18 protein-coding genes and 1 pseudogene are annotated in these 19,569 nt (G+C 38.7%); 7 read left to right on the top strand and 12 right to left on the bottom strand.

All coding sequences use genetic code 11. The annotated features are described in order from the left end of the window. Window positions 1-112: 112 nt before the first annotated feature. From MKY06_RS03365 to asnB, 7 genes and pseudogenes are all read right to left on the bottom strand, one after another. Window positions 113-1,147 carry a LacI family DNA-binding transcriptional regulator gene (locus tag MKY06_RS03365; RefSeq protein ID WP_013055369.1) on the bottom strand — a complete coding sequence of 345 codons (1,035 nt, stop codon included), beginning with the start codon at window positions 1,145-1,147 and terminating at the stop codon, window positions 113-115. Between the two features lie 57 nt (window positions 1,148-1,204). Beyond that, window positions 1,205-2,719, bottom strand: coding sequence for an alpha-amylase family glycosyl hydrolase (locus MKY06_RS03360; RefSeq protein WP_013055368.1), 1,515 nt, complete (start codon window positions 2,717-2,719; stop codon window positions 1,205-1,207). Between the two features lie 149 nt (window positions 2,720-2,868). Continuing rightward, window positions 2,869-3,654 (bottom strand): annotated as a pseudogene (locus tag MKY06_RS03355) (ammonium transporter); the annotation flags it as partial. 122 nt (window positions 3,655-3,776) lie between these two features. Beyond that, complete coding sequence (locus tag MKY06_RS03350; RefSeq protein WP_016763013.1) at window positions 3,777-4,625, bottom strand: phytoene/squalene synthase family protein; 849 nt, start codon at window positions 4,623-4,625, stop codon at window positions 3,777-3,779. A 58-nt stretch (window positions 4,626-4,683) separates the two neighbouring features. After that, window positions 4,684-6,141, bottom strand: coding sequence for a phytoene desaturase family protein (locus MKY06_RS03345; RefSeq protein ID WP_218812823.1), 1,458 nt, complete (start codon window positions 6,139-6,141; stop codon window positions 4,684-4,686). Beyond that, window positions 6,138-7,670: a phytoene desaturase family protein gene (locus MKY06_RS03340; RefSeq protein ID WP_029324694.1), complete on the bottom strand. Its 1,533-nt coding sequence runs from the start codon at window positions 7,668-7,670 to the stop codon at window positions 6,138-6,140. The genes MKY06_RS03345 and MKY06_RS03340 overlap by 4 nt, the downstream gene beginning before the upstream one ends. A 315-nt stretch (window positions 7,671-7,985) precedes the next feature. Continuing rightward, entirely contained in the window at window positions 7,986-9,833 is a 1,848-nt protein-coding gene (gene asnB / locus MKY06_RS03335; protein WP_013055362.1) for an asparagine synthase (glutamine-hydrolyzing), read from the bottom strand. A 171-nt stretch (window positions 9,834-10,004) separates the two neighbouring features. On the opposite strand from asnB, the gene MKY06_RS03330 reads away from it, so the two are divergent. Beyond that, on the top strand, window positions 10,005-10,565 hold the full coding sequence (locus MKY06_RS03330; protein ID WP_013055361.1) for a DUF2777 domain-containing protein: 561 nt from the start codon (window positions 10,005-10,007) through the stop codon (window positions 10,563-10,565). A gap of 41 nt (window positions 10,566-10,606) precedes the next feature. Here MKY06_RS03330 and MKY06_RS03325 read toward each other — a convergent pair whose 3' ends face one another. Then, a complete protein-coding gene (locus MKY06_RS03325) occupies window positions 10,607-10,954 on the bottom strand; it encodes a DUF1516 family protein (protein ID WP_013055360.1) in 348 nt (115 codons plus the stop codon). A gap of 78 nt (window positions 10,955-11,032) precedes the next feature. Then, entirely contained in the window at window positions 11,033-12,205 is a 1,173-nt protein-coding gene (locus MKY06_RS03320; protein ID WP_098278223.1) for a DUF418 domain-containing protein, read from the bottom strand. 198 nt (window positions 12,206-12,403) lie between these two features. On the opposite strand from MKY06_RS03320, the gene MKY06_RS03315 reads away from it, so the two are divergent. From MKY06_RS03315 to MKY06_RS03290, 6 genes are all read left to right on the top strand, one after another. Next, window positions 12,404-12,625: a spore germination protein gene (locus tag MKY06_RS03315; RefSeq protein ID WP_013055358.1), complete on the top strand. Its 222-nt coding sequence runs from the start codon at window positions 12,404-12,406 to the stop codon at window positions 12,623-12,625. Window positions 12,626-12,655: 30 nt separating this feature from the next. Further along, window positions 12,656-12,931 carry a spore germination protein GerPB gene (locus tag MKY06_RS03310; RefSeq protein WP_029324687.1) on the top strand — a complete coding sequence of 92 codons (276 nt, stop codon included), beginning with the start codon at window positions 12,656-12,658 and terminating at the stop codon, window positions 12,929-12,931. An 89-nt stretch (window positions 12,932-13,020) separates the two neighbouring features. After that, window positions 13,021-13,722 (top strand): spore germination protein GerPC, encoded by a 702-nt coding sequence (gerPC, locus tag MKY06_RS03305; protein ID WP_098278222.1) that lies wholly within the window; start codon window positions 13,021-13,023, stop codon window positions 13,720-13,722. Continuing rightward, window positions 13,719-13,895 carry a hypothetical protein gene (locus MKY06_RS03300; protein ID WP_013055355.1) on the top strand — a complete coding sequence of 59 codons (177 nt, stop codon included), beginning with the start codon at window positions 13,719-13,721 and terminating at the stop codon, window positions 13,893-13,895. The genes gerPC and MKY06_RS03300 overlap by 4 nt, the downstream gene beginning before the upstream one ends. Before the next feature lie 12 nt (window positions 13,896-13,907). Beyond that, complete coding sequence (locus tag MKY06_RS03295) at window positions 13,908-14,339, top strand: spore germination protein GerPE (protein WP_013055354.1); 432 nt, start codon at window positions 13,908-13,910, stop codon at window positions 14,337-14,339. A gap of 59 nt (window positions 14,340-14,398) precedes the next feature. After that, on the top strand, window positions 14,399-14,617 hold the full coding sequence (locus MKY06_RS03290) for a spore germination protein (RefSeq protein WP_013055353.1): 219 nt from the start codon (window positions 14,399-14,401) through the stop codon (window positions 14,615-14,617). A gap of 46 nt (window positions 14,618-14,663) precedes the next feature. Here MKY06_RS03290 and MKY06_RS03285 read toward each other — a convergent pair whose 3' ends face one another. The 3 genes from MKY06_RS03285 to MKY06_RS03275 are packed head-to-tail and all read right to left on the bottom strand — an operon-like array spanning window position 14,664 to window position 19,557. Continuing rightward, the gene (locus tag MKY06_RS03285) at window positions 14,664-14,969 is read right to left on the bottom strand and encodes an HNH endonuclease (protein ID WP_013081707.1); all 306 of its coding nucleotides are present in this window, start codon (window positions 14,967-14,969) and stop codon (window positions 14,664-14,666) included. Window positions 14,970-14,983: 14 nt separating this feature from the next. Continuing rightward, window positions 14,984-18,376, bottom strand: coding sequence for an AAA family ATPase (locus tag MKY06_RS03280; RefSeq protein ID WP_029324682.1), 3,393 nt, complete (start codon window positions 18,374-18,376; stop codon window positions 14,984-14,986). Further along, a complete protein-coding gene (locus MKY06_RS03275; protein WP_029324680.1) occupies window positions 18,373-19,557 on the bottom strand; it encodes an exonuclease SbcCD subunit D in 1,185 nt (394 codons plus the stop codon). Before MKY06_RS03275 ends, MKY06_RS03280 begins: the two co-directional genes overlap by 4 nt. Window positions 19,558-19,569 lie beyond the last annotated feature (12 nt).

The raw sequence follows: 19,569 nt of genomic DNA, 5'->3' as shown, positions 1-19,569 counted from the left end.
CCCAACGAAAAAATCCGAACAAGTTTGATTCTCCATCAAGAATCAAACTCGTTCGGATCTTCCTTCAACTACAATACTTTTGTTCCAGCCTCTTTTCTATTTGTATATAAAGTTATCTCTTCGTCATTTGAATAGTTTTACAGGACTGTCTTTTAATCATTTTGTGAGGAACGCGCACTTGTTCTGCAACAGCATATGGCGTTTCAATCTGCTTAATCAAGCAGCGTACAGCCTGATAACCAAGTTCAAAAATATTAATATCAATAGATGTGAGAGCAGGTCTAGCCATTTCGGCGATCAGAACATTATTAAAACTGACAATCGAAATGTCTTCAGGAACTGAAATCCCCATTTCATCCAATGTATTTAAAACGCCTAATGCCATTAGATCGTCTGCTACTACCAGAGCCGTTGGACGTTCTTTTAGAGATAAAAGTTCGCAAACAGCTTCTTTTCCTCCCTTCTGTAGAAATTCTTCATGAATCACATACTCGTCCCGGTAAGGAATGTTTGCTTTTTGAATCGCTTTATCATAGCCTGTTAAACGGTCAATGGTAACGACTAATTCAAGACTTCCGCCAATAAAAGCAATACGCTCATGCCCAGATTCAATTAAATATTCCGTCGCTTCTTTTCCAGCTTTAAAATTATCATTATCAACAAACGTGATGCTTTCACTATGTTTAAACGGCTTTCCAATAACTACAAACGGCACGCTCTGTTCTTGCAAATAAGAAAGTACTTGATCATCAACTTTGGAGTACAGCAAAATTAATCCATCCACTCGTCTCCCCTGTACCATTTGAACAACTTCTGCAAAAATCTCTTCTTCCGTTTCTCCAGTGGACATATAAATCGCTCTTTTGTTTTCGTGAGCTCCGGTGCTGATTCCTCTTAGCACTTCGGGAAAGAATGGATTTTGAAACACCTTGTCTGCTGAGCTCGGCATCACTAGGCCGACTGCCTCTGTCGTTTGATTTGCTAGACTTCGCGCAATAATATTTGGGTGATAACCAAGTTCTTTCATAGCCGATCGCACGCGCTGTTTTGTTTTTTCACTAATTCTTGAGCTGTCTGCAATGACGCGAGATACCGTCGAAGGGGCTACATTTGCTAAATTTGCCACATCTTTTATTGTTACACCCATAATTCCACCTCTTAATTATGTTTTCTTCATTAATACTTATCCAATATAATTTGACAACTACGACGCGCTGTCCTTTTTACGAGATTGAGAAATTTTCTTTTCTTTTCTTCTTTTTGAAGATGCTTTGTACAAAAAGATGCCAAATCCCGTATAAACAGCAGCAACCGCTGCGATATATCCAATATTAAACCCTGACTTTTTCACTACTTTATATACATTTGTGGTCTCAGGCTCCGATGAAATGTTGTATACATCGTCAACGGGTCGTATAATTCCTTCCGTTATTAACCCTCTTAGTTCATTTTCTTTTCCAACTTTTTTAAGCGGGACATTAATGACCGACGTTTCCTTTGTATTATTAATCACAACAAACGTCGTTTCGTCCTTATACCTTCTCTTGTATACAGCCACACCTTTTTGCTCAGACACAAGGGTAAAGCTTCCTTTTCGAAGAGAAGGCGACTTTGCTCTAAGTTCAGCCAGTTTTTTTAAATGATCTATAATATCGGGATTAGCTAAAAAATTCATCATGCCATAATTTTCTGCTCCCTTTCCCCCATTCAGCGCAATTTCCGTTCCATAAAAAACGATTGGTACACTCGGCGAAGTATAAAGGTAGGAAAGCCCTTGCTTTGTTCGGGCTCCAGGATGATTTTCACTCTTTAATGCTTGTGCTGTAAAACGTGTGCTATGAACATCATCTAAAAAATTGGCTAAAGGCTGATTACTTCTTTTCCCCCACTTGTCATACAACATTTTCTGCGGACGATTAGTACCGCTAAACGTAGCAGCAGTGGCTTCGGCTAGCGTTCTATCTACAAGCAAATCTACTCCTAACGAATCAGCCTGCTCATTTTTTTTTAATGGTTGCCCGTTTATTTCTCCTATTAATAGAAAAGAAGGATCCATGCTTTTTAGCGTCTTAGAAAAGGATGAAATAAATGCAGAAGGAGCTTGATCGATATCTTTAACGTAATATCCGTCAATATCTGCTTGTTTGCTCCACCAAGCAGCATTTTTAATAAGGTATTTCTGCACAGCACTTTCTTTTAAATTAAGGTGAGGCAATGCTTTAATTACTTCGTTATCTGTACCGGATTCATTACTTATCCATGTTTGTTTTCCTTTATCTGCTACCCAGGTATGATTGTTACTGATTGTCAAAGGAAATTCGACCATAATTTTTATATTGCGCTCATGTGCTTTCTTCACAAGATTTTGTAAGTCTTTTAACGTTCCAAAATGATCGTCTATTTTATAATGGTTGGTCACCGCATATCCATGATAGCCTGTCTCATCATTTTCCATAAAAGGAGTTAATAAAACAGCGGTAAATCCCATCTCTTGAATATAGTCTAACTTTTGTGCTATTCCCTGTAAATCGCCTCCATAATAGGCATCTGAGCGTTCATAGTTAACATTTCGATCATTCTGTTCACTTCCGTTATAAAAACGGTTGATCATCAATGAGTATATTACCTCATCACGTATATCTTTATGATCTTGCGCTGAGGCACTGCTTCCAAAAAGCAATAATAGTATAAGTAGCATACTTGTCCTTTTCCATTTCATCTATTCCCCTCCTATAGACGAACTGTTTCAAACTCACTTTTGTTTCCATTATAACGTTAACGCTTACATTATTGTTAAATAAGTTGATAAAAACAAAAAAAGTGATTAAAAGTTTTTACTTTTAATCACTTTTTTCCATCTATATACTGCTATACCGTCTCATTTACGTTCGATATATGAGGTTTATCCGATACTTTACCAACTTTATTTAATCGATCAATCAATCCAACACCAAATTCAGGATGAAGGTTACCATCTCCTGTCGCTACGAAACTTTCAAGAAATTCGTATGCGGATGAACCGTGTTCAGCAAAATCTAAACCAGCAATTTCTTCTTCGCTTGATACTCGAATAGAAGAAAAACGCGTGAGAACAAATAAGAATAACCCAACCGTTCCAATTGTCCAGCCCATCACAGCTATAATTCCAAGAGCTTGAATACCTAATAGCTGTACGCCACCGCCATAAAATAAACCATTAGCTGTATCAAACAGTCCCACTGCTAACGTCCCCCAAATACCGCAAATTCCATGAACAGTAATAGCACCAACTGGATCATCTAACTTCATTTTGCTATCGATAAAATGCACAGCTTCTACTAGAATAATTCCTGCAATTAGCCCAATGACGATCGCACCTGGAATCGATACGTTTGCTGTTCCAGCTGTAATCCCTACAAGTCCAGCTAAGGCACCGTTTAATGTTAAGCTAGCGTCAATACGTTTGTAGCGAAACTTTGTATATAAAGCAGAAGACAGGACTCCGCATGACCCAGACATTAATGTAGTTGCGATGATTCCTGGTACAAGGGCAGGATCCGCTGCTAATGTACTTCCTCCATTAAATCCAAACCATCCAAACCGGAGGATAAATACACCTAATGCGCCAAGTAGAATATTATGTCCTTTAATGTTATTTATATTATCATATGGGTAATTTTCTGAATATCCAAGTTAATACGTGATAAAAATGAGACTTTTTTCTTATTTACATAATAGTTAACGCTTTCATACCTTTTCAAAAAAAAGTAACGCAAAGGAAAAGTAATTCCTTTGCGTTACCCCGTAGAAATAGATGTCATAATTTTCTTTTTCACTTGACTTGTGACAAAGTGCTTTTCTGTAAATACGTCATAATTTTCTTTTCGAATTTTATCAAGAATCGCTCGGTATAAATGCGCCGCTCCTGTAAGAGGCAAACGAGAAGCCACCGGATATTTATGAATCGACTGAAGTCCTTTTATATAATACATTTCCGCTTCTTTGGCCAGGTGCTCCCACATCTCTATGAATTCAGAAGTGACCCACCGGTTCTCTAATAGCATGCGCGTATATCCGTAAGAATTCATAAGGTCTTTCGGTAAATAAATGCGCCCTCGCTCTAAGTCTTCCCCAACGTCTCTTAAAATGTTGGTCAGCTGCATCGCAATGCCTAATGCAACTGCTTCTTCTTCTAATTCTTTATGAGTAGTTGGAGCTAAAATCGGTAAAAGCATTAACCCTACCGTACTCGCTACGTGATAAGAGTATGTTTTCACTTCATCAAGCGTATCGTATTCTTTTTTTACTAAATCCATTCTCTGGCCGGTAATCATATCATCAAACGCTTGAACATTCATCTCATATTGTTCAAATACATTGCGCAGAGCTACCCACATGGCGCTTTCGTTTAATAGTTCTCCATTTTTAAATCGGGCAAATTCTGATTCGAATTGCTGCAGCTCTATTTCAGGGTTGCATCCTTCATCTACAATATCATCGACTTGACGGCAAAATGCATATACTGCCCATACTGCCTTTCTTTGTTTTGACGGCAGCATGGAAAAAGCTTTGTAAAACGTTTTTGAGTTTTCTTTAATAATTTCTTCACACTGATTGTACGCTTTGTCTAACGAAATGTTCATCATATAGGACCCCTTTCTCTATTAAAGGATAAACCATCATTTCCTTATGGCTTACAAGATCTTAAGAAAGCTTTGCAACCGTTTGAACAGATGATTGTTCAATAAGATGATCAGCTAACATTTTTGCTCCTTGCATAACAATTGGCACGCCTCCGCCTGGATGAATAGATGCTCCGACCGCAAAAACATTTTTATATTCGTACGGCTGGTACTGGGGTCTGAATACGCCCGATTGAAACAGCTCAGGAGCAATACCAAAGCTTCCTCCTTCGTAAAGTCCAAATGCTTGAGCATCATTTGGCGTGCGTACTTTTACCCACTCTATTTCTTTACAAAGCTCTTCAAACCCTTTTTCTTCTAAAGTTCGAATGATTCCATCAACAAAATCTTGCTGATTGCTCCAATCAATGTGGCCACCTGATGGAACCGGTACAAGTGCATATAGCACACTTTTCCCTTCAGGGGCTAACGATGGATCAATAACAGAGGGATTAAATGTATAAATAGCGGGATCTTCAGGAATCGTTTTATGCTTAAACACTGCTTCCATATGTTTAGCTAAATCATTGCCCATAAAGTATTGATGCACATTGTGATGATCATATTTTCTCTTCAAACCAAGATAAAGCAGCAGACAGCTGGACGAAGGCACATACTTCTTTTCTTTTTTTCGAGCAATTTTCGCCATATTAGGAAAGTCGCCATTTAAAACAACTTGATCAAACGGATAAAGTTTTTCGTCAACAATAACCCCTTCCGTCTTGTCTCCTGATATAGAAAGCTCTTGAACCGCCTTATTCAAATGAATGTTTACACCTTGCTCTATCAGCGCCTTTTCAAGAAGTGGCACAAGACTTGCGTATCCGCCTTTTACGTAATAGATGCCATGAGCATGCTCACTGTAAGGAACAAGGGAATAAATAGCTGGCGCCGAATAAGGATTTCCTCCAATATAGAGAGATTGCAGGGAATAGGCATCTACTAGACGTTCATCATGGAAATACGTTGAAACAAATTTTCTCATTGATTTATTTGCATTCATTTTTTTTAATGCCTTGATGTTTTGCCATGTCCAAAAATCTCGTTTATTTACAAATGTTTTTTCCAAAAATGCCTTACTTCCTAATTCAAATCGCTTTTTTAATTCAGTCATAAAACGCCGGTAGTTTTGCTCTTCGCCTGGAAACAAACGGCTAATCTCCTCTAACTGATCTTTTTCAGTCGCTTTTTTTGTATAGGTCGTACCGTCTGGAAAATGAATATCATAAAGTGGATCACAGCGTATTAGTTCATATTGAGAAGCAGAAATGCCTGCTTCATCTAAAATACGTTCAAGCATTAAAGGCAGTAAGACAATCGTGGGACCTTCATCAATTTTATAACCGTCTTTTTCTACAAACGCCAACCGGCCGCCAAGCTTGTTTTCTTTTTCGAAAATATCAACAGAAAATCCTCGTTTGCTTAATAACAAAGCGGTAATTAAACCGCCTATGCCGCCTCCAACAATTGCTGTTCTCATAATGCACTCTCCATTTCCTTCATGGTTTTAAACGGCTCATTCAGTAATTGTCCGTCTCTTTTTAAGATGAGCTTTGTCGTAATGCGAGATGATTCGAGAATAGTTGGTAGACCGCTTCCTGGATGAGTTCCTCCTCCAACTAGCCAGCAGTTTTCTAATTCTTCAAATTTATTATGCGGACGCAGCACCATCATTTGAGTGAGCTGATGTCCAAGGTTAAATGTCGCTCCTTTATAGACCAGCACGTCTTCTTCCCACTGCTTTGGTGAAATGATTTTTTCAACTTCAATATGACTCTCTAAATCTTTGAAACCCGTTTTCTTTTCTACAATTTTTAATACTGCATCCCGAAAATCTTTTTGTTTTTCATCCCAGTTTACACCGCTGAAATTATTTGGAACCGGCGCTAAAATATAAAGAGCAGACTTTCCTTCTGGTGCTAAAGTTGGGTCTGTTACACCTGGGTTTTGGATGTAGATAGAAGGGTCCTCTGAAAGAGCTAGCGTTTTTGTGATCTCTTCTACATTTTTTTTATAATCTTCAGCGAACACAATCGTGTGATGAGGCAGATCTTTGTACTGTTTGTCTATGCCTAGATAAATCATGAAAGTAGAACAAGAGTATTTTTTCTTTTCAAGTTTTTTAACTGCATATTTTTTAAGGGTACCTTCATCTATTAAATTCGTCATGGCATGAGCAAAATCTCCATTGATAATGACGTCGTCTGCCCCTATTCGCTCTCCATTTTCTAGAATAATTCCTTTTACTCTCTTATTTTCAATCCATAGTTTTTGGACACCTTGGTTTAAGTGGATGTGCCCTTGATGTTCTTCCACTACTTTTGCCATTGCTTGAGATAGTTGGTTTACTCCTCCTATCGGATGGAAGATACCGTAAGCGTGTTCCATAAACGATAAAATAGAAAAGGCTCCTGGACATTCCCAAGGGGACATTCCCAAGTACTTAGATTGAAAAGTAAAAGCTAATTTCAATTTCTCATCAGTGAAATACTTGCCAAGTACATCATAGAGCGTTTTACCTAAGGATAAATGCGGCAGTGCTCGAATTGCTTCAGGCTTTAAATAGTGATGAAAACGATCCATCTCGCCCTGCAATAAAGGCAGCAAAGCCGCCATCTTTGCTTCGGTGTCTTTCATAAAGCGCTCATAGCCTTCTCCGTTTCCTGGGTATAAACGTTCGATTTCTTCTTTCATCTTTTTATGGTTATCCGTCATCTGAATCTGCGCATCATCGAAAATAAGCTCATACATGAGATTTAGACGTTTTAAGTCCATATAATCATGCGCATTGCGATTAGCAGCTTGAAATAATTCTTCAAAAATCTGTGGCATGCTCAAAAATGTAGGACCCATATCAAACGTATAACCTGACATTTTAATCGCTGAATTTCGCCCGCCCACGTATCCTTGCTTTTCATATACATCTACTTTATAGCCATGACTTGCTAACAGCATCGCTGCCGCTAGTCCTCCTGGACCCGCTCCAATCACGATTACGTTTTTTTGCATACATACACTCCTAATCCTATACAATAGTTATACAAACATTATACAAATCTTTATTATTAAACACAACGATAAACTGCTTGTCTTTATTCGAATCATAAAATTACCAATAACTAAACCATTAAAACATGACGTTTGTACCATTTTTCCAGGGTTTCAGTACACTTTCCCTTTATTCGGTGCTTTCAAGCTTTTATTTTATATCTATGTAAAGTTATACAAAAATAGACTGCGGTCTTCTTCTCTAGTTAAACGTACAAAAAAGAGAAACAGATGACTTATTTCATAAAAAAAACCCTCTGTACTGAGAGGGTCCTGTCATTCAACAATTTGAATATTATTGTGAGTAAACCAGACGTGAATTTGAGCTAGATGAGCTAGCAGCTGAGGTCCTGTCATTAATTGACCAAACCAAGGTGCTTTAAATCCTTCTCCGCCTGTATCAATAATATGCTTTAACTGCTGCTTATCAAAAAATTCATGAAGAGGTGACTGTTTATCTTGTAAAAGAGATTGAAGCCATACAGTTACAGCTTTTGTATAAGCTGGGTTATGCGTTTTAGGATAAGGGCTTTTCTTGCGATAAAGAACATCATGAGGCAAAATTCCTTCAAGCGCTTTTCGTAAAATCCCCTTCTCTTTATTGCCCGTCATTTTCATCTCCCACGGAATATTCCATGCATATTCCACAAGGCGATGATCTGCAAAAGGTACGCGTACTTCTAAGCTCGCGCCCATGCTCATACGATCTTTACGATCTAATAAAGTTGTCATAAACCAAATCTGATTTAAATAAAACAGCTTTCTTCGCTGCGCATCTTCTAACGATTCACCTTCTAATTCAGGCACTTCCTTTAATGTTTCTTCATATCTTGCACGCACATAATCTTCTAACTGTAATTTCTTTCTCCATGAACTTTGCAGCAAATCAATTCGAGCATCTAATGAACGCATCCATGGGAAGGTATCCGAAGACAAATCATGTTTTCGGTGAAACCACGGATATCCTCCAAAAATTTCATCCGCACATTCTCCTGATAAGCTCACAACAAAATCTTGTTTGATTTCGCGGCAAAACCAAAGCAGCGATGAATCTACATCAGCCATTCCAGGAAGGTCTCTCACCTCTACAGCCTCTGTTAAATGCTGCACAAGGTCCTCCGTTGAAATAATGCAGCGGTGATGATTTGTTTGAAACGTATCCGACATGAGCTTGATATAAGTTCCATCAGAATTTGGCTGAAACTCATTTGCTTTAAAAAATTTATCATTGTCTTCATAATCGATAGAATACGTATGAAGAGAGCCCTTGCCGCTTTCTTTGAACGCATTTGCAGCAATTGCTGTAATGGCGCTTGAATCTACTCCACCTGATAAAAATGTACAAACCGGGACATCGGACACTAGCTGTCTTACAATCGCGTCTTGCACTAAAAATTTAACTTTTTCTGTAGTTTCACCTAAATCATCTGTATGCTGCTCACTTTTTACGTTCCAGTATCGCCAAATCTTCAACCCGTTACGCGTAAGCGTGAGGGCGTGAGCCGGGCGCAATTCATTTATTTCTTTAAATACGCCGTGGCCGGGAGAACGAGAAGGTCCTAAGCCAAACACTTCTGCTAATCCATCTAATCCTACTTCGGCTTTCACCTCAGGATGAGCTAATATCGCTTTTAATTCCGATGCAAATTGAATTCCACCTTCATAAGATCGATAGAATAAGGGCTTCACTCCCATTCTGTCGCGTGCTATAAATAACTTTTCATTGGCTTCGTCCCAGATTGAAAAAGCAAAGATACCGTTAAAATGATCTACGCATGATTCTTTCCATTCTATATAAGATGTTAGAAGTACTTCCGTATCTGAATGTCCCTGAAATTGATAACCTCTTTTTAGTAATTCTTTCCGAATATCTTCCGTGTTGTAAAGCTCTCCATTATAGCAAAGCGTATAGCGCTGTTCATTTTTTTCTCTTGTCATCGGCTGTCTTCCGCCTTGAGGATCTACTACAACTAAGCGTTTGTGCCCAAAAGCAACATGCTGCTGTGTCCATACGTTGGTGTCATCAGGACCTCTTTTCGATAAAGTGTCAGCCATTTTTGTTATTGTTGCTGTTTCATTTAAAAGCGATCGCTTTAAGTCGACCCAACCCGTTATACCACACATCGTTTATCATCCTTTCTTTCACGCTCTTGTTTATGAATGAAATAATGCCATTGTATGCACGCAATAGTTACAGTTGAATTGTCCTTATATTTTATTTTCACTTTCGAGTTATAAAGAGAGCTTTTTTAGGCAATAAAAAAATATGGATAAATTTCACACGGAGGTTTGATTATGAATCATTATTCTAAACAACAAGCTCTGAACAATCAGCCGCGTTCCTTCGTGATTGGTACGGTTGAATGTGTTGATTCACAGTGGATTTTCTTTGAAGATGAAAGTGACGAAGCTTCCATGCTCCATGAAGTAATGGATGATACATTAGAACTTCTTATTGATACACGCTGGGAAAAAGCCATTATGGTTGATGACCGTCAAATAAAGCTTCACGATGGAACGTATTTATTGCGAAATGGGGATAAGCTAAGACTGACTAAAAAGCTACCTTATGCATACGAACAGCTTCTTCAATCACTACCGAAAGAGACCTTTTTATCATTCACTCAGCACTTAAATTCATTAAAATTCTCTCTTTATGATTGTATTTACTGTCACAACACATTATGTTTTTTACCGACAGACGGTGATACAAAAGGTGCTAATTTTATCATTTATGACAATGAGGAAAAAATTTGTGCCGTTCAGCATTTATTCGAACGAGGCACGCATCACCTAGATCGATTTGAATATACCGTTAATGATGGAGAACGTTCAATGAATCTTTTTTTAGATTAAAGCAAAAGAAAAAAGCTATCTTATCCAAGATAGCTTTTTTCTTATCCTAGTACGACATATCCGTAATAGAATACTAAGATAAGCGCAATTACAAGAACTGCCCAAGCAACGCCTGTACGCTTTCTTTTTTCAGTACGAACAAGTACCATTTCCATTCCCACAAGCACTAACACGCCTGCAATCCCTTTAATGAGCGCTGCGCCTTGAAAATGGTACCAAGCTGCTAACATATGCAGACCTGATACTAATACTAATAAGTATAGGAGTCTCGCCACCATATGTAGGATTTTTTGACCTTTAGCTTTACCTGCTCGATGTAAAATCAACGAAACCACAAACGAGATAATTAATAATGTCCAAAGCGTTACATGAATATGTAGTGGAGCCATTTATCTCACGTCCTTTCTGAAAATATCATATCATGAAAACCTTTCCTTCACCAATGATATAAGGAAGGAAAAGGATTTTTAGCGGCTGCGTCCATAAGTAGCATACCGAATGAGTTTTTCAAGGGGTCCATCTGAAAATAGGCTCATCCATATCCAGCTTCCCAGCAGTTGAACAAAAATGATAATCCCCGCAATAGCCAAGCCTTCTACAATTGAAATATGTCCATAGTATCCTAACCCATATGAGTAAAAAAGAAATGTACATACAATGGACTGGACAATATAATTAGTTAAAATCATTCTCCCCAAAAAGGCAAATGGCTGCATGACTTTTTGAATAGATACACTTCGCATAGCTAATGTGACCAACGTTACAATAAAAATTGCTCCTGCCGTTCCTCCGATTGTATCGTGAATATAAGATGTCGCTACATTGTGATCTAAAACATACGGCAATACAGATGATGCTGCATACACGATGAATGAAATAAGACAAAGCCACTTTGTCTCCACTATATATTCTTCTATTTCTTCGAACCACTCGCTTTTTGCCATAAAACCGCCTAATAAAAACAGTGGAAATAGCGATAAAAACAGAAAAGGAACCGTATTTAAATTATACGCGTAGTACCAATCAAGCAAGCGCTGATGAAAGATTGACGCAAAACTTCCGTGTCCATATGCTTGAAGCGCTTGGTCAATAATAGGCTGGTGAATTCCCGCTGCTGTATCTCCTTCATTAACCAAAGCCGCTGCTGTTAAAATAACAATCATAATCACAGCATAAATGCTAAATATTCCGGTTCCCCACGCTAATAACACTTCTTTCTTTGCTTCTTGAAAAAATAGCATGATCAAAGCAAAGAAGCTGTACATCACAATCATATCACCGTGCCAAATAAATAAAGCATGAATAGCCCCAATGAGAAGCAAAGCCGTGATTCTTCGTACATAAAAAGGAGTAAAGCTTACTTGCCTTTCGTATGTACGCTGGAACATTTTCATAAAACCAAATCCAAACAAAATAGCGAGCAGCGCGTAGCCTGTCTGCCCTACAACTACATCAACTAATCCATTAGCAACATAATTCATTCTTGAACCGTCCAACAAATTATGGTCGTAATAGGAAGCAGGTGAATAAAAATTCGGCATGTTCATGAGCAAAATACCAATAAGCGCGATTCCTTTTAATACATCCGCTGCCTCAATACGCTGTTCTTTATCAGCTGCGTTCATTTTGAAACGTTTCATTCTTTCACACCTTACATTATTTCATTATTGCTTTCACATTATATCGAACGCAAAAGTTTTTCTTCAATGTTTACTATTTCCATTCCTCTCTTTAATGTTTTGCTTACTCTCGGCATATAGATAAAGAAAAAGCATTAATCACCTTTTTGTCTAGGCTTCATATGCTGTTACTAGACTAAATTAAAAGGGTGTTTGCCTATGCCTGCCATTGTTGGTGTTGTTAATCTTAACAGTGTTGGTTCAGCCAGCGTCTTTCATATTGGAGATGTTTATACAATAGCCCCTATTTCCACTGCTAAAACATTTGCTGGCGCAGGTTCGTTTAATACAGGTGACGGATTATATGTTGTGAATCAGCAGAGCTCAACCAATACGTCAGACAATGACGTAAATGATCAAAATGTCGCTGGAAATCTATAATAGAAATGAAGCTCATACAGGAGGATGCTTATGAACTTTTATGTGAATCAAAGTATCTGTATTCAAAGTATGAAAATCAGTGCTGTAAGTAACTCTTCGGTACTTCAAATTGGAAGCGTCGGTGTCATTAAACCAAACTCAAATCTCTTTAATACAGGAGGATTTACAGGCGCCGCACCTACTGAAACAAAAAAAGGCATTCTTGGATCTGTTTCTCCTTCTACCTTTACTCCCGGAACCGGCGCGGGCACTGCCCCAGCTCCTTTTTCACAGTCGTTAACTCCTCCAGCTCGAGACAACGACTGACATGTTACAACCTTCATCGCCATATGTATATATATAACTATTTTCTTTATCAGAAGATAAGGGAATCGAGGTGATTGAAGGTGGATAACATGAACTATATTCAGCAAGTACATCAGTATGTTCAGCAAATGTCTTCGTATATTCAACAGCAAGAAGGACGCATTGCTCAGCTTGAAAAAAACGTACAAGAACTTCAGCAAAAAATAAAAGAGTTAGGTGAACAGCCACCTATTAAAATTGATAAAATTGAATATAAATTTGAACAGTTAAAAATTGATTCATTAGATGGAACATTAAATATTGGATTAAATCCTCTTACGCCTGATAATTTAGAAGATATCATTATCAATGAGAAACCAGAAGTAACGTTTTCGCAAGGGCAGCAGCCTCAAGGTGAGCAGCCGGGACAACCCGGAGGTCCTGGACCGCAAAATCCTAGCTTAAAACCATTGGACCGCCAGCTAGAAAAACAGTGGGTTTCTGATATCCACGAAACGATTTTAGCTGAACTTAATCAATATGGATTTTCTATGGTTCAACATGTGCTTGATGAGCGCTCGATGATGATTGATGAATCGTACTACGAGTTTATTTTAGAAGATATTAAAAAGCAGCTGCAGCAGCGGATTACTTTTTATATACAGCAAGTTCAGCTGGAAGAAATGGAACGAAATTTTGAACAAATCAAACCTCAAATTATCGGTAAACTTTATGAAGATATGAAAAAAGGAATTGACGCATTTTTAACGTATTTACCTGAATCTTTAAAGAAAGGTGGACCCCCTTCATGAACTTTAACGTTGTAAACCGCGAATTGCTTGTTGGAGACGTTAGTATTACAGGCGTATCTTCTTCTTCTCTTTTTTTAATTGGTGATGCCAATTACATCTCTCTATCCTCAACATTTGATACGCCGGCTGAATCTTTGATTATCGGCCCTTATGTTCCATTATCGTTATCATAAAGGAGCTTACCTATGCTTTCACGCACATCTTCTGTTAATTATATAGAAATTAATTCCTTGTCGGCGAGCTCCTTTTGCCAAATTGGAGATTCAACAGAAATTCATCTACTTAATAAAGCTTTAGCTGATCGGAGACAGTATCCGTTTTTCTATGGTCGAGAAGGAAACTTTGATGATTACGCTATCTTTAATGAGCCTATTCCTCATGGCGATTACGAACCTATTCCTGTTCAAACATGGAATGAAATACCTTTGATCCGTGTTAACAGAATTGATATAAAGGGATGCTCATTCTCATCAGTTATTCATGTTGGCTCAACGTGCAATGTTTATGCAGAAGCTCGCATTAAGCATATTCGCGAACTGATCAACGATGAACCTTCAAAGGAAGCTGAAGCAGGAACATCAAGTAGTGCTTCTTCACAAGCTAGCAGCAGTGAGTGAACCTTTTAAAAAGCGGCTCATATACTAAATTAATATCACGAAAAAAGGGTGTGAATCTCATGCCAGCAATAATTGGACCCGTTAGTATCACGAGCGTCGGAGGCGGTGTCGTAACGTTTGGAGATACGTTTTATGTTTCTCCAAAAAGCGCTGCTAAAACAGCGTCAGGCTCTGGTTCTTTAAATACAGGTAACTTTGTTAATACAAATAACGGCATTTCCGGAACAAATACGTTAGATCCAGATTTATTCGATCAAAATATAGCAGCAAATGCTTAAAAAAACCCCTTATCTTTGCTACTAAAGCGGATAAGGGGTTTTTTATTCACTTGGATTTTCGGCTGTTTGATTTCTTGGTTTTAGGTAATTTAGAAGAAGGCTGTTTACGAATCCATTTAATAAAAGAGCTAATTTTAGAATCAGCTTGTAATAAAGAAATCGTGTTAAGACGAATGGCTAATTCATCATTTGTGTATAATGCATGAATTTGCTTATGACACGGAATACATAAGTTTGCCGTTGGTTCAAACGCTCCGCCCATTTCCTTTGGCGTTAAATGATGTACGGTCGTCAAGACATCCTGCCTTCCGCATAATTCGCATGTTCCTATCCGCCTGTCTTTTTTCTTCATATAGATTTCCTTCCCTATAAAGTTTCTACTCTTACACTAGTTCCTTTGCCAGAAGGCTCGGATGGCTCAACAATCAAACGTTTTGGCAGACGAGCGCGAAGTTCTTGAACGTGACTGATGACTCCAATTGATAAATTATTTGATTGAAGCTTTTCAAGCGCTGTAACAACCGTATCAAGAAGCTCTCCATCAAGCGTTCCAAATCCTTCATCTAAAAAGAAAAACTGCAGTGGATATTCTCCTCTTAGCTGAATTTGTGCAGATAATGAAAGGGCTAAAGCCAGCGAAGTTAAAAACGTCTCTCCACCAGATAAAGTTGAAACCGGACGTTTTACGCCTCCATTTGCATCATCTCTCATAATAAAGCCGCCTTGGGAATCAACTTCAATCGCATAGCGCTGACGTGTTAATATACCCAGACGCTCTGAAGCATCTCGGCTAACGGACATCAGCTGTTCTTCAGCAATGTATTCCACGAAAGCATTTCCTTTAAATACTGTTTGAAGCTTTTGATACTGTTCAAATAAGGCTTGTTTTTCTTCACGGTCTTGTTCAAGCACTAAAAATCGCTCATGTCGTTCTTTGACGCTTTTTAACGTTTGCTCAGCTGCTCCCTTGAGCTGAACGGCTTCTTTCACAGCCGCTTTTATATCATGAAGCAGCTGCTGAGTTTCTTCAAATTGCTGCTCTTCTATGGACTGGTGATTCAGCTGGATATTTAACTGTTCAATTGATGATTTCATCTGTTTTATGTTGTCCCAATAAGCCTGAACAGTTTCATCCAACAATTTCATCTCATCATGTGATAACAAAGCTTGCTGAACTTCTTTTCCTTCGCTGAATAAAGAATTCCCTATAGCTTCTTCCCATTTTTCAGCTGCTTTTTTATACTGCATATGAGCTGTTTCTAGAGATTCGCTCGCTGCTTTTTCATCCATTTGCAGCGTTTGATACGCTTTTTGAACAGTCTGCCAATGTTGATATGCCTGCTGTTCATTCGTCTCTAACTCCGCAAGTAAAAGAACTGTTTTTTGCAGCGCCTGTTCAATATCTTCTTGATCTGTAAGCGTACGCAAGCGTTCAATTTGCGAGTGAACAAGAGATTGTTTATGAGACAGCATTGCTTTTAATTCTGTAAATTCTTTTTCGCCCGCATATTTCTCTTCTTTTAGACGTTCGATTTTCTTTTGCTGATTTTCAAAAAATACGCTGCTTTTTTCAATTCGAGCCTTTATTGTCTGCTCTTCTTTTTCTCTTTCAGTCAGCCTTTCATTAATTTTTTCCATCTCTTCAAATACAAAGGAAGGATAGTCTTGTTGAAAAGCTTCTTTTCCCGCTTGTAGCGCCTGTTTTTGCTGATTTACTTTTCCTTCTAATTCAGCTTGTTCTTTTTGATAATGAGCAAGCTCTAATTCAATCTTTTCAAGACTTTGCTGGACCTTTTGTATCTGCCCGAGAATTGCTTGCTGTTTTTCACTTACCTGCAAATAATCCTGCTCAAGAGATTTGATTTCAACTTCTATTTTCTTAGCATAATGGCCAAAGGCATCTGTATCCATTTCTCCTAAAGCAGGAACTTCGCCAGCTTCGTTCATAAACTCAGCTAACTCAGGTATTTTTTCAACAAGAGGTTTAGCTAGCTGTTCAAGCTGCATTTTGAGCGACGAATAACTAAATCGCTGTTCACGCAATTGATTAACTTGATCTTCGAACTGATCCGCTGATTCAGTTGTGATGTCATCTTCTTGTTGGTGTAACACGGGGTTAGGGTGATGCTCAGAGCCACAAACTGGACAAGGCTCACCTTGGGTCAGCTGCTCAGCTAATTGATGAGCCAGACGGCGTGACCATTCTTTTTCTTTGCGTCTTTTTAGATCGCTCATTAAACGATCTGCTTGTTGAAAAAGCTGCTGAAATTCTTTTTCCCGCTCACATACAGTGTGATACAAGCCTTGAATATCTGAAAATAACCCTTTACTTTGTTCTACTGCTTGCTGATATCTCTCTTGGTGTGTTTGTTTTTGTGTGTGCAAATGCTTAAGCTGTTCGGCTTTTTCTTTATACGTTTTTTGACCTTCATCTAGGTTTTTTTTATCGTTATTCCATACTTGATAACGGTAAAATGCTTGCTGAACAGCCTGCCGATAATCAGGTTGAATCTCCACTTTTGTTAATGCTTCTTTTAACTCTTTTTGAAGAGTCAAGCCTTGCTGATACCGCTTATCTGCTTCCATTAATTCATCATTTTTCGCTTGAAGTGCCTGCTGCTTTTGCTGAAGAGAAACTTCCCCTTCTTTTATTTCTTGCTGTCCTTCTTTAATTTGTTTTTGAAGATCAGATGCTTGTTGAAGCTGTTCTTTTTGAACAACTAATTTGGGCTGCTGTTCATTTTTTTGTAAGCGAGCCTGCTCATATAAACTATTCGATCGCTTATATTCCTCACTTTTTTGAACAATTTGTGCTTTTAATTTTTCTACTTTATCTTCGTAAAGCTTCTGCTGTTTTTCAGCTTGTTCAAATGTTTCTAAATAGGGAAAAAGACGTTCTGCCTGCTGAGCTTTCGTCAGCACATCTTGCTTTTGTCTAATCTCCTCTTCCTGCTTAGAAGCATGCACTAGTTTTTCTTCTATCAGTGCTTTTTCCTGCTGCGCTTTCCAAAGAGACGCCTGCTGATCGTATCTTTCCTGCAAATCAGACGCTTCTTTTTCTCGTTTTTCCAAAAGTACAATGCTATCACTTACAAGCTGCTCCGCTTCCGTTACTTTCTCTGTTGAAGCTTCACCTAATCCCGTTTGTTCTGCCGTGATTTTATCTAGGTCTGTCTTTAGCTGCTGAACTTGATAGCGTATTTTCTTACTAAGCTGATCTCCGTACTGCTCGAGATTAAAAAGACGCTGCAGCATTTGACGACGCTCCGTTCCTTTTAACGATAAAAACTCCGCAAATTTTCCTTGCGGTAATACAACAGCTCTTGTAAAATCATCAATTGTTAAACCAAGAAGCTCCTGTACCTGCTGGTTTACATCATTTGTTTTATCTGCTAATACGTACGTTTCATCTTCGATTTCAATCAATCGACTTGAAGCTGATTTTACACGAAGCTCATCCGTCCGTTTAAAGCTTCGTTCAACAGTATAGCGTTTTTTATGATTAGCGTTTTCCAGCTCGAACGTAAACGATACTTTCAGTTCATTTTCCCCGTGATTTAAAATTCCTTGTGTATTATTGGCTGCACGCTCTACTTTTCCGTATAAAGCTAGTGTAATGGCATCCAAAATGGAAGATTTCCCGCTTCCTGTAGGACCAAATATTCCAAACACACCGCCTGAACACAGCGCTTCAAAATCGACAGTTTGTTTTTCTCTAAAACTGTGAAGCCCCGAAACGGTCAAGTTAATAGGTTTCATTTTTCATCCTCCTTTCCCGATACTTCTTCATCGTTAATCAAGGTTAAAAACAGTTTGACTAATTCAGTATCTGGTGCCCCTCCGCCGGTTTGCCTGCTGTAGAACTTTGTAAACAGTTCTTCGATCGGCACTTCGCGCTGTGAACGTGTTTCAAGTGCTAGTTCTTCTGCTTTGAATACCGGACGAATATGAATAAAGCCTGGATGAAGCTTGCGAAGGCGATGGATTTCTTCTAGTGAAAGTGCATCTTCTACGTGAACTTCTAAATCAACCCATGCCTGCGTATCTTTTTGCTCATCAAGCCACGTATATACTTCTGCCAATCCGTTTTTCGCTTTCCAACGTGCCAAAGGCTTTCCACTAGATAATGGAATTTCAGTCATCTCAATCTCTTTTCCTGGCTTAGCGTCTAAAATGGTAACGGACTTTGCATATCCTGACTCTGAAAAACTATAGGCAAGAGGTGAACCGGAATATCTTGCAAGGGTGCTGGCGCGATTGATCATTTGCGGGCGATGCAAATGTCCTAGAGCTACATATTGAGCATTAGCAGGTAAACTAGTTGCCGCCACCGTATAAGCTCCTCCTACTTCAATTGGACGTTCTGAGTCCGTTGAACTTCCGCCTGCTACGTAAATATGACTCATGGCAATATTAACGCTATCTGTTGTGAACTGTTCACTCATTTTATCGAAAATACCTTTTACTCTGGCATCATATGAGTTTCGAAGAGCCAGCTCATCATTTTCTTCTGCTAACAGTTCCTTTAACCTTGATTCAGATGGGTAAGGAAGAGCCGCAACCTTTAACATTTCATCTGATGTAGGAATGTGAATGCTTTCTACATCGGTAGTAGGCAAACCAAGAAGCGTAATATTTTGATGAACAGCTAATGGAGAAGCCGCCGACAGCCGATCTGGGTTATCATGATTACCTGCAATAACAATAATCGGACGTCTTCCATTGTTGCTCAACCTAGACATACTTTCGTAAAAAAGCTGCTCTGCCGCTGCTGGAGGGTTAACCGTATCAAAGGCATCTCCCGCCATGAGAATAGCATCTATCTTTTCTTCTTCCACAATGTCTGCCAGTTCATCTAAAAACTGTGCTTGCTCAGCCAGACGGCTTCGACCTTCTAACGTTCGCCCCAAATGCCAATCCGCTGTATGTAATAAACGCATGTTACTCTCTCC

The sequence above is a fragment of the Priestia sp. FSL P4-0332 genome, from assembly GCF_038005845.1.
Lineage (GTDB): Bacteria > Bacillota > Bacilli > Bacillales > Bacillaceae_H > Priestia.
This window is presented reverse-complemented; position numbering and strand designations above follow the sequence as displayed.

Coding starts and splice junctions, on each gene's coding strand:
- MKY06_RS03325 (WP_013055360.1), bottom strand. CDS start 10,954: ATGGCTCCACTACATATTCATGTAACGCTTTGGACATTATTAATTATC.
- MKY06_RS03295 (WP_013055354.1), top strand. CDS start 13,908: ATGCTTTCACGCACATCTTCTGTTAATTATATAGAAATTAATTCCTTG.
- MKY06_RS03340 (WP_029324694.1), bottom strand. CDS start 7,670: ATGCAAAAAAACGTAATCGTGATTGGAGCGGGTCCAGGAGGACTAGCG.
- MKY06_RS03365 (WP_013055369.1), bottom strand. CDS start 1,147: ATGGGTGTAACAATAAAAGATGTGGCAAATTTAGCAAATGTAGCCCCT.
- MKY06_RS03360 (WP_013055368.1), bottom strand. CDS start 2,719: ATGAAATGGAAAAGGACAAGTATGCTACTTATACTATTATTGCTTTTT.
- MKY06_RS03275 (WP_029324680.1), bottom strand. CDS start 19,557: ATGCGTTTATTACATACAGCGGATTGGCATTTGGGGCGAACGTTAGAA.
- asnB (WP_013055362.1), bottom strand. CDS start 9,833: ATGTGTGGTATAACGGGTTGGGTCGACTTAAAGCGATCGCTTTTAAAT.
- MKY06_RS03310 (WP_029324687.1), top strand. CDS start 12,656: ATGAACTTTTATGTGAATCAAAGTATCTGTATTCAAAGTATGAAAATC.
- MKY06_RS03315 (WP_013055358.1), top strand. CDS start 12,404: ATGCCTGCCATTGTTGGTGTTGTTAATCTTAACAGTGTTGGTTCAGCC.
- MKY06_RS03330 (WP_013055361.1), top strand. CDS start 10,005: ATGAATCATTATTCTAAACAACAAGCTCTGAACAATCAGCCGCGTTCC.
- MKY06_RS03350 (WP_016763013.1), bottom strand. CDS start 4,625: ATGATGAACATTTCGTTAGACAAAGCGTACAATCAGTGTGAAGAAATT.
- MKY06_RS03345 (WP_218812823.1), bottom strand. CDS start 6,141: ATGAGAACAGCAATTGTTGGAGGCGGCATAGGCGGTTTAATTACCGCT.
- gerPC (WP_098278222.1), top strand. CDS start 13,021: ATGAACTATATTCAGCAAGTACATCAGTATGTTCAGCAAATGTCTTCG.
- MKY06_RS03285 (WP_013081707.1), bottom strand. CDS start 14,969: ATGAAGAAAAAAGACAGGCGGATAGGAACATGCGAATTATGCGGAAGG.
- MKY06_RS03320 (WP_098278223.1), bottom strand. CDS start 12,205: ATGAAACGTTTCAAAATGAACGCAGCTGATAAAGAACAGCGTATTGAG.
- MKY06_RS03280 (WP_029324682.1), bottom strand. CDS start 18,376: ATGAAACCTATTAACTTGACCGTTTCGGGGCTTCACAGTTTTAGAGAA.
- MKY06_RS03300 (WP_013055355.1), top strand. CDS start 13,719: ATGAACTTTAACGTTGTAAACCGCGAATTGCTTGTTGGAGACGTTAGT.
- MKY06_RS03290 (WP_013055353.1), top strand. CDS start 14,399: ATGCCAGCAATAATTGGACCCGTTAGTATCACGAGCGTCGGAGGCGGT.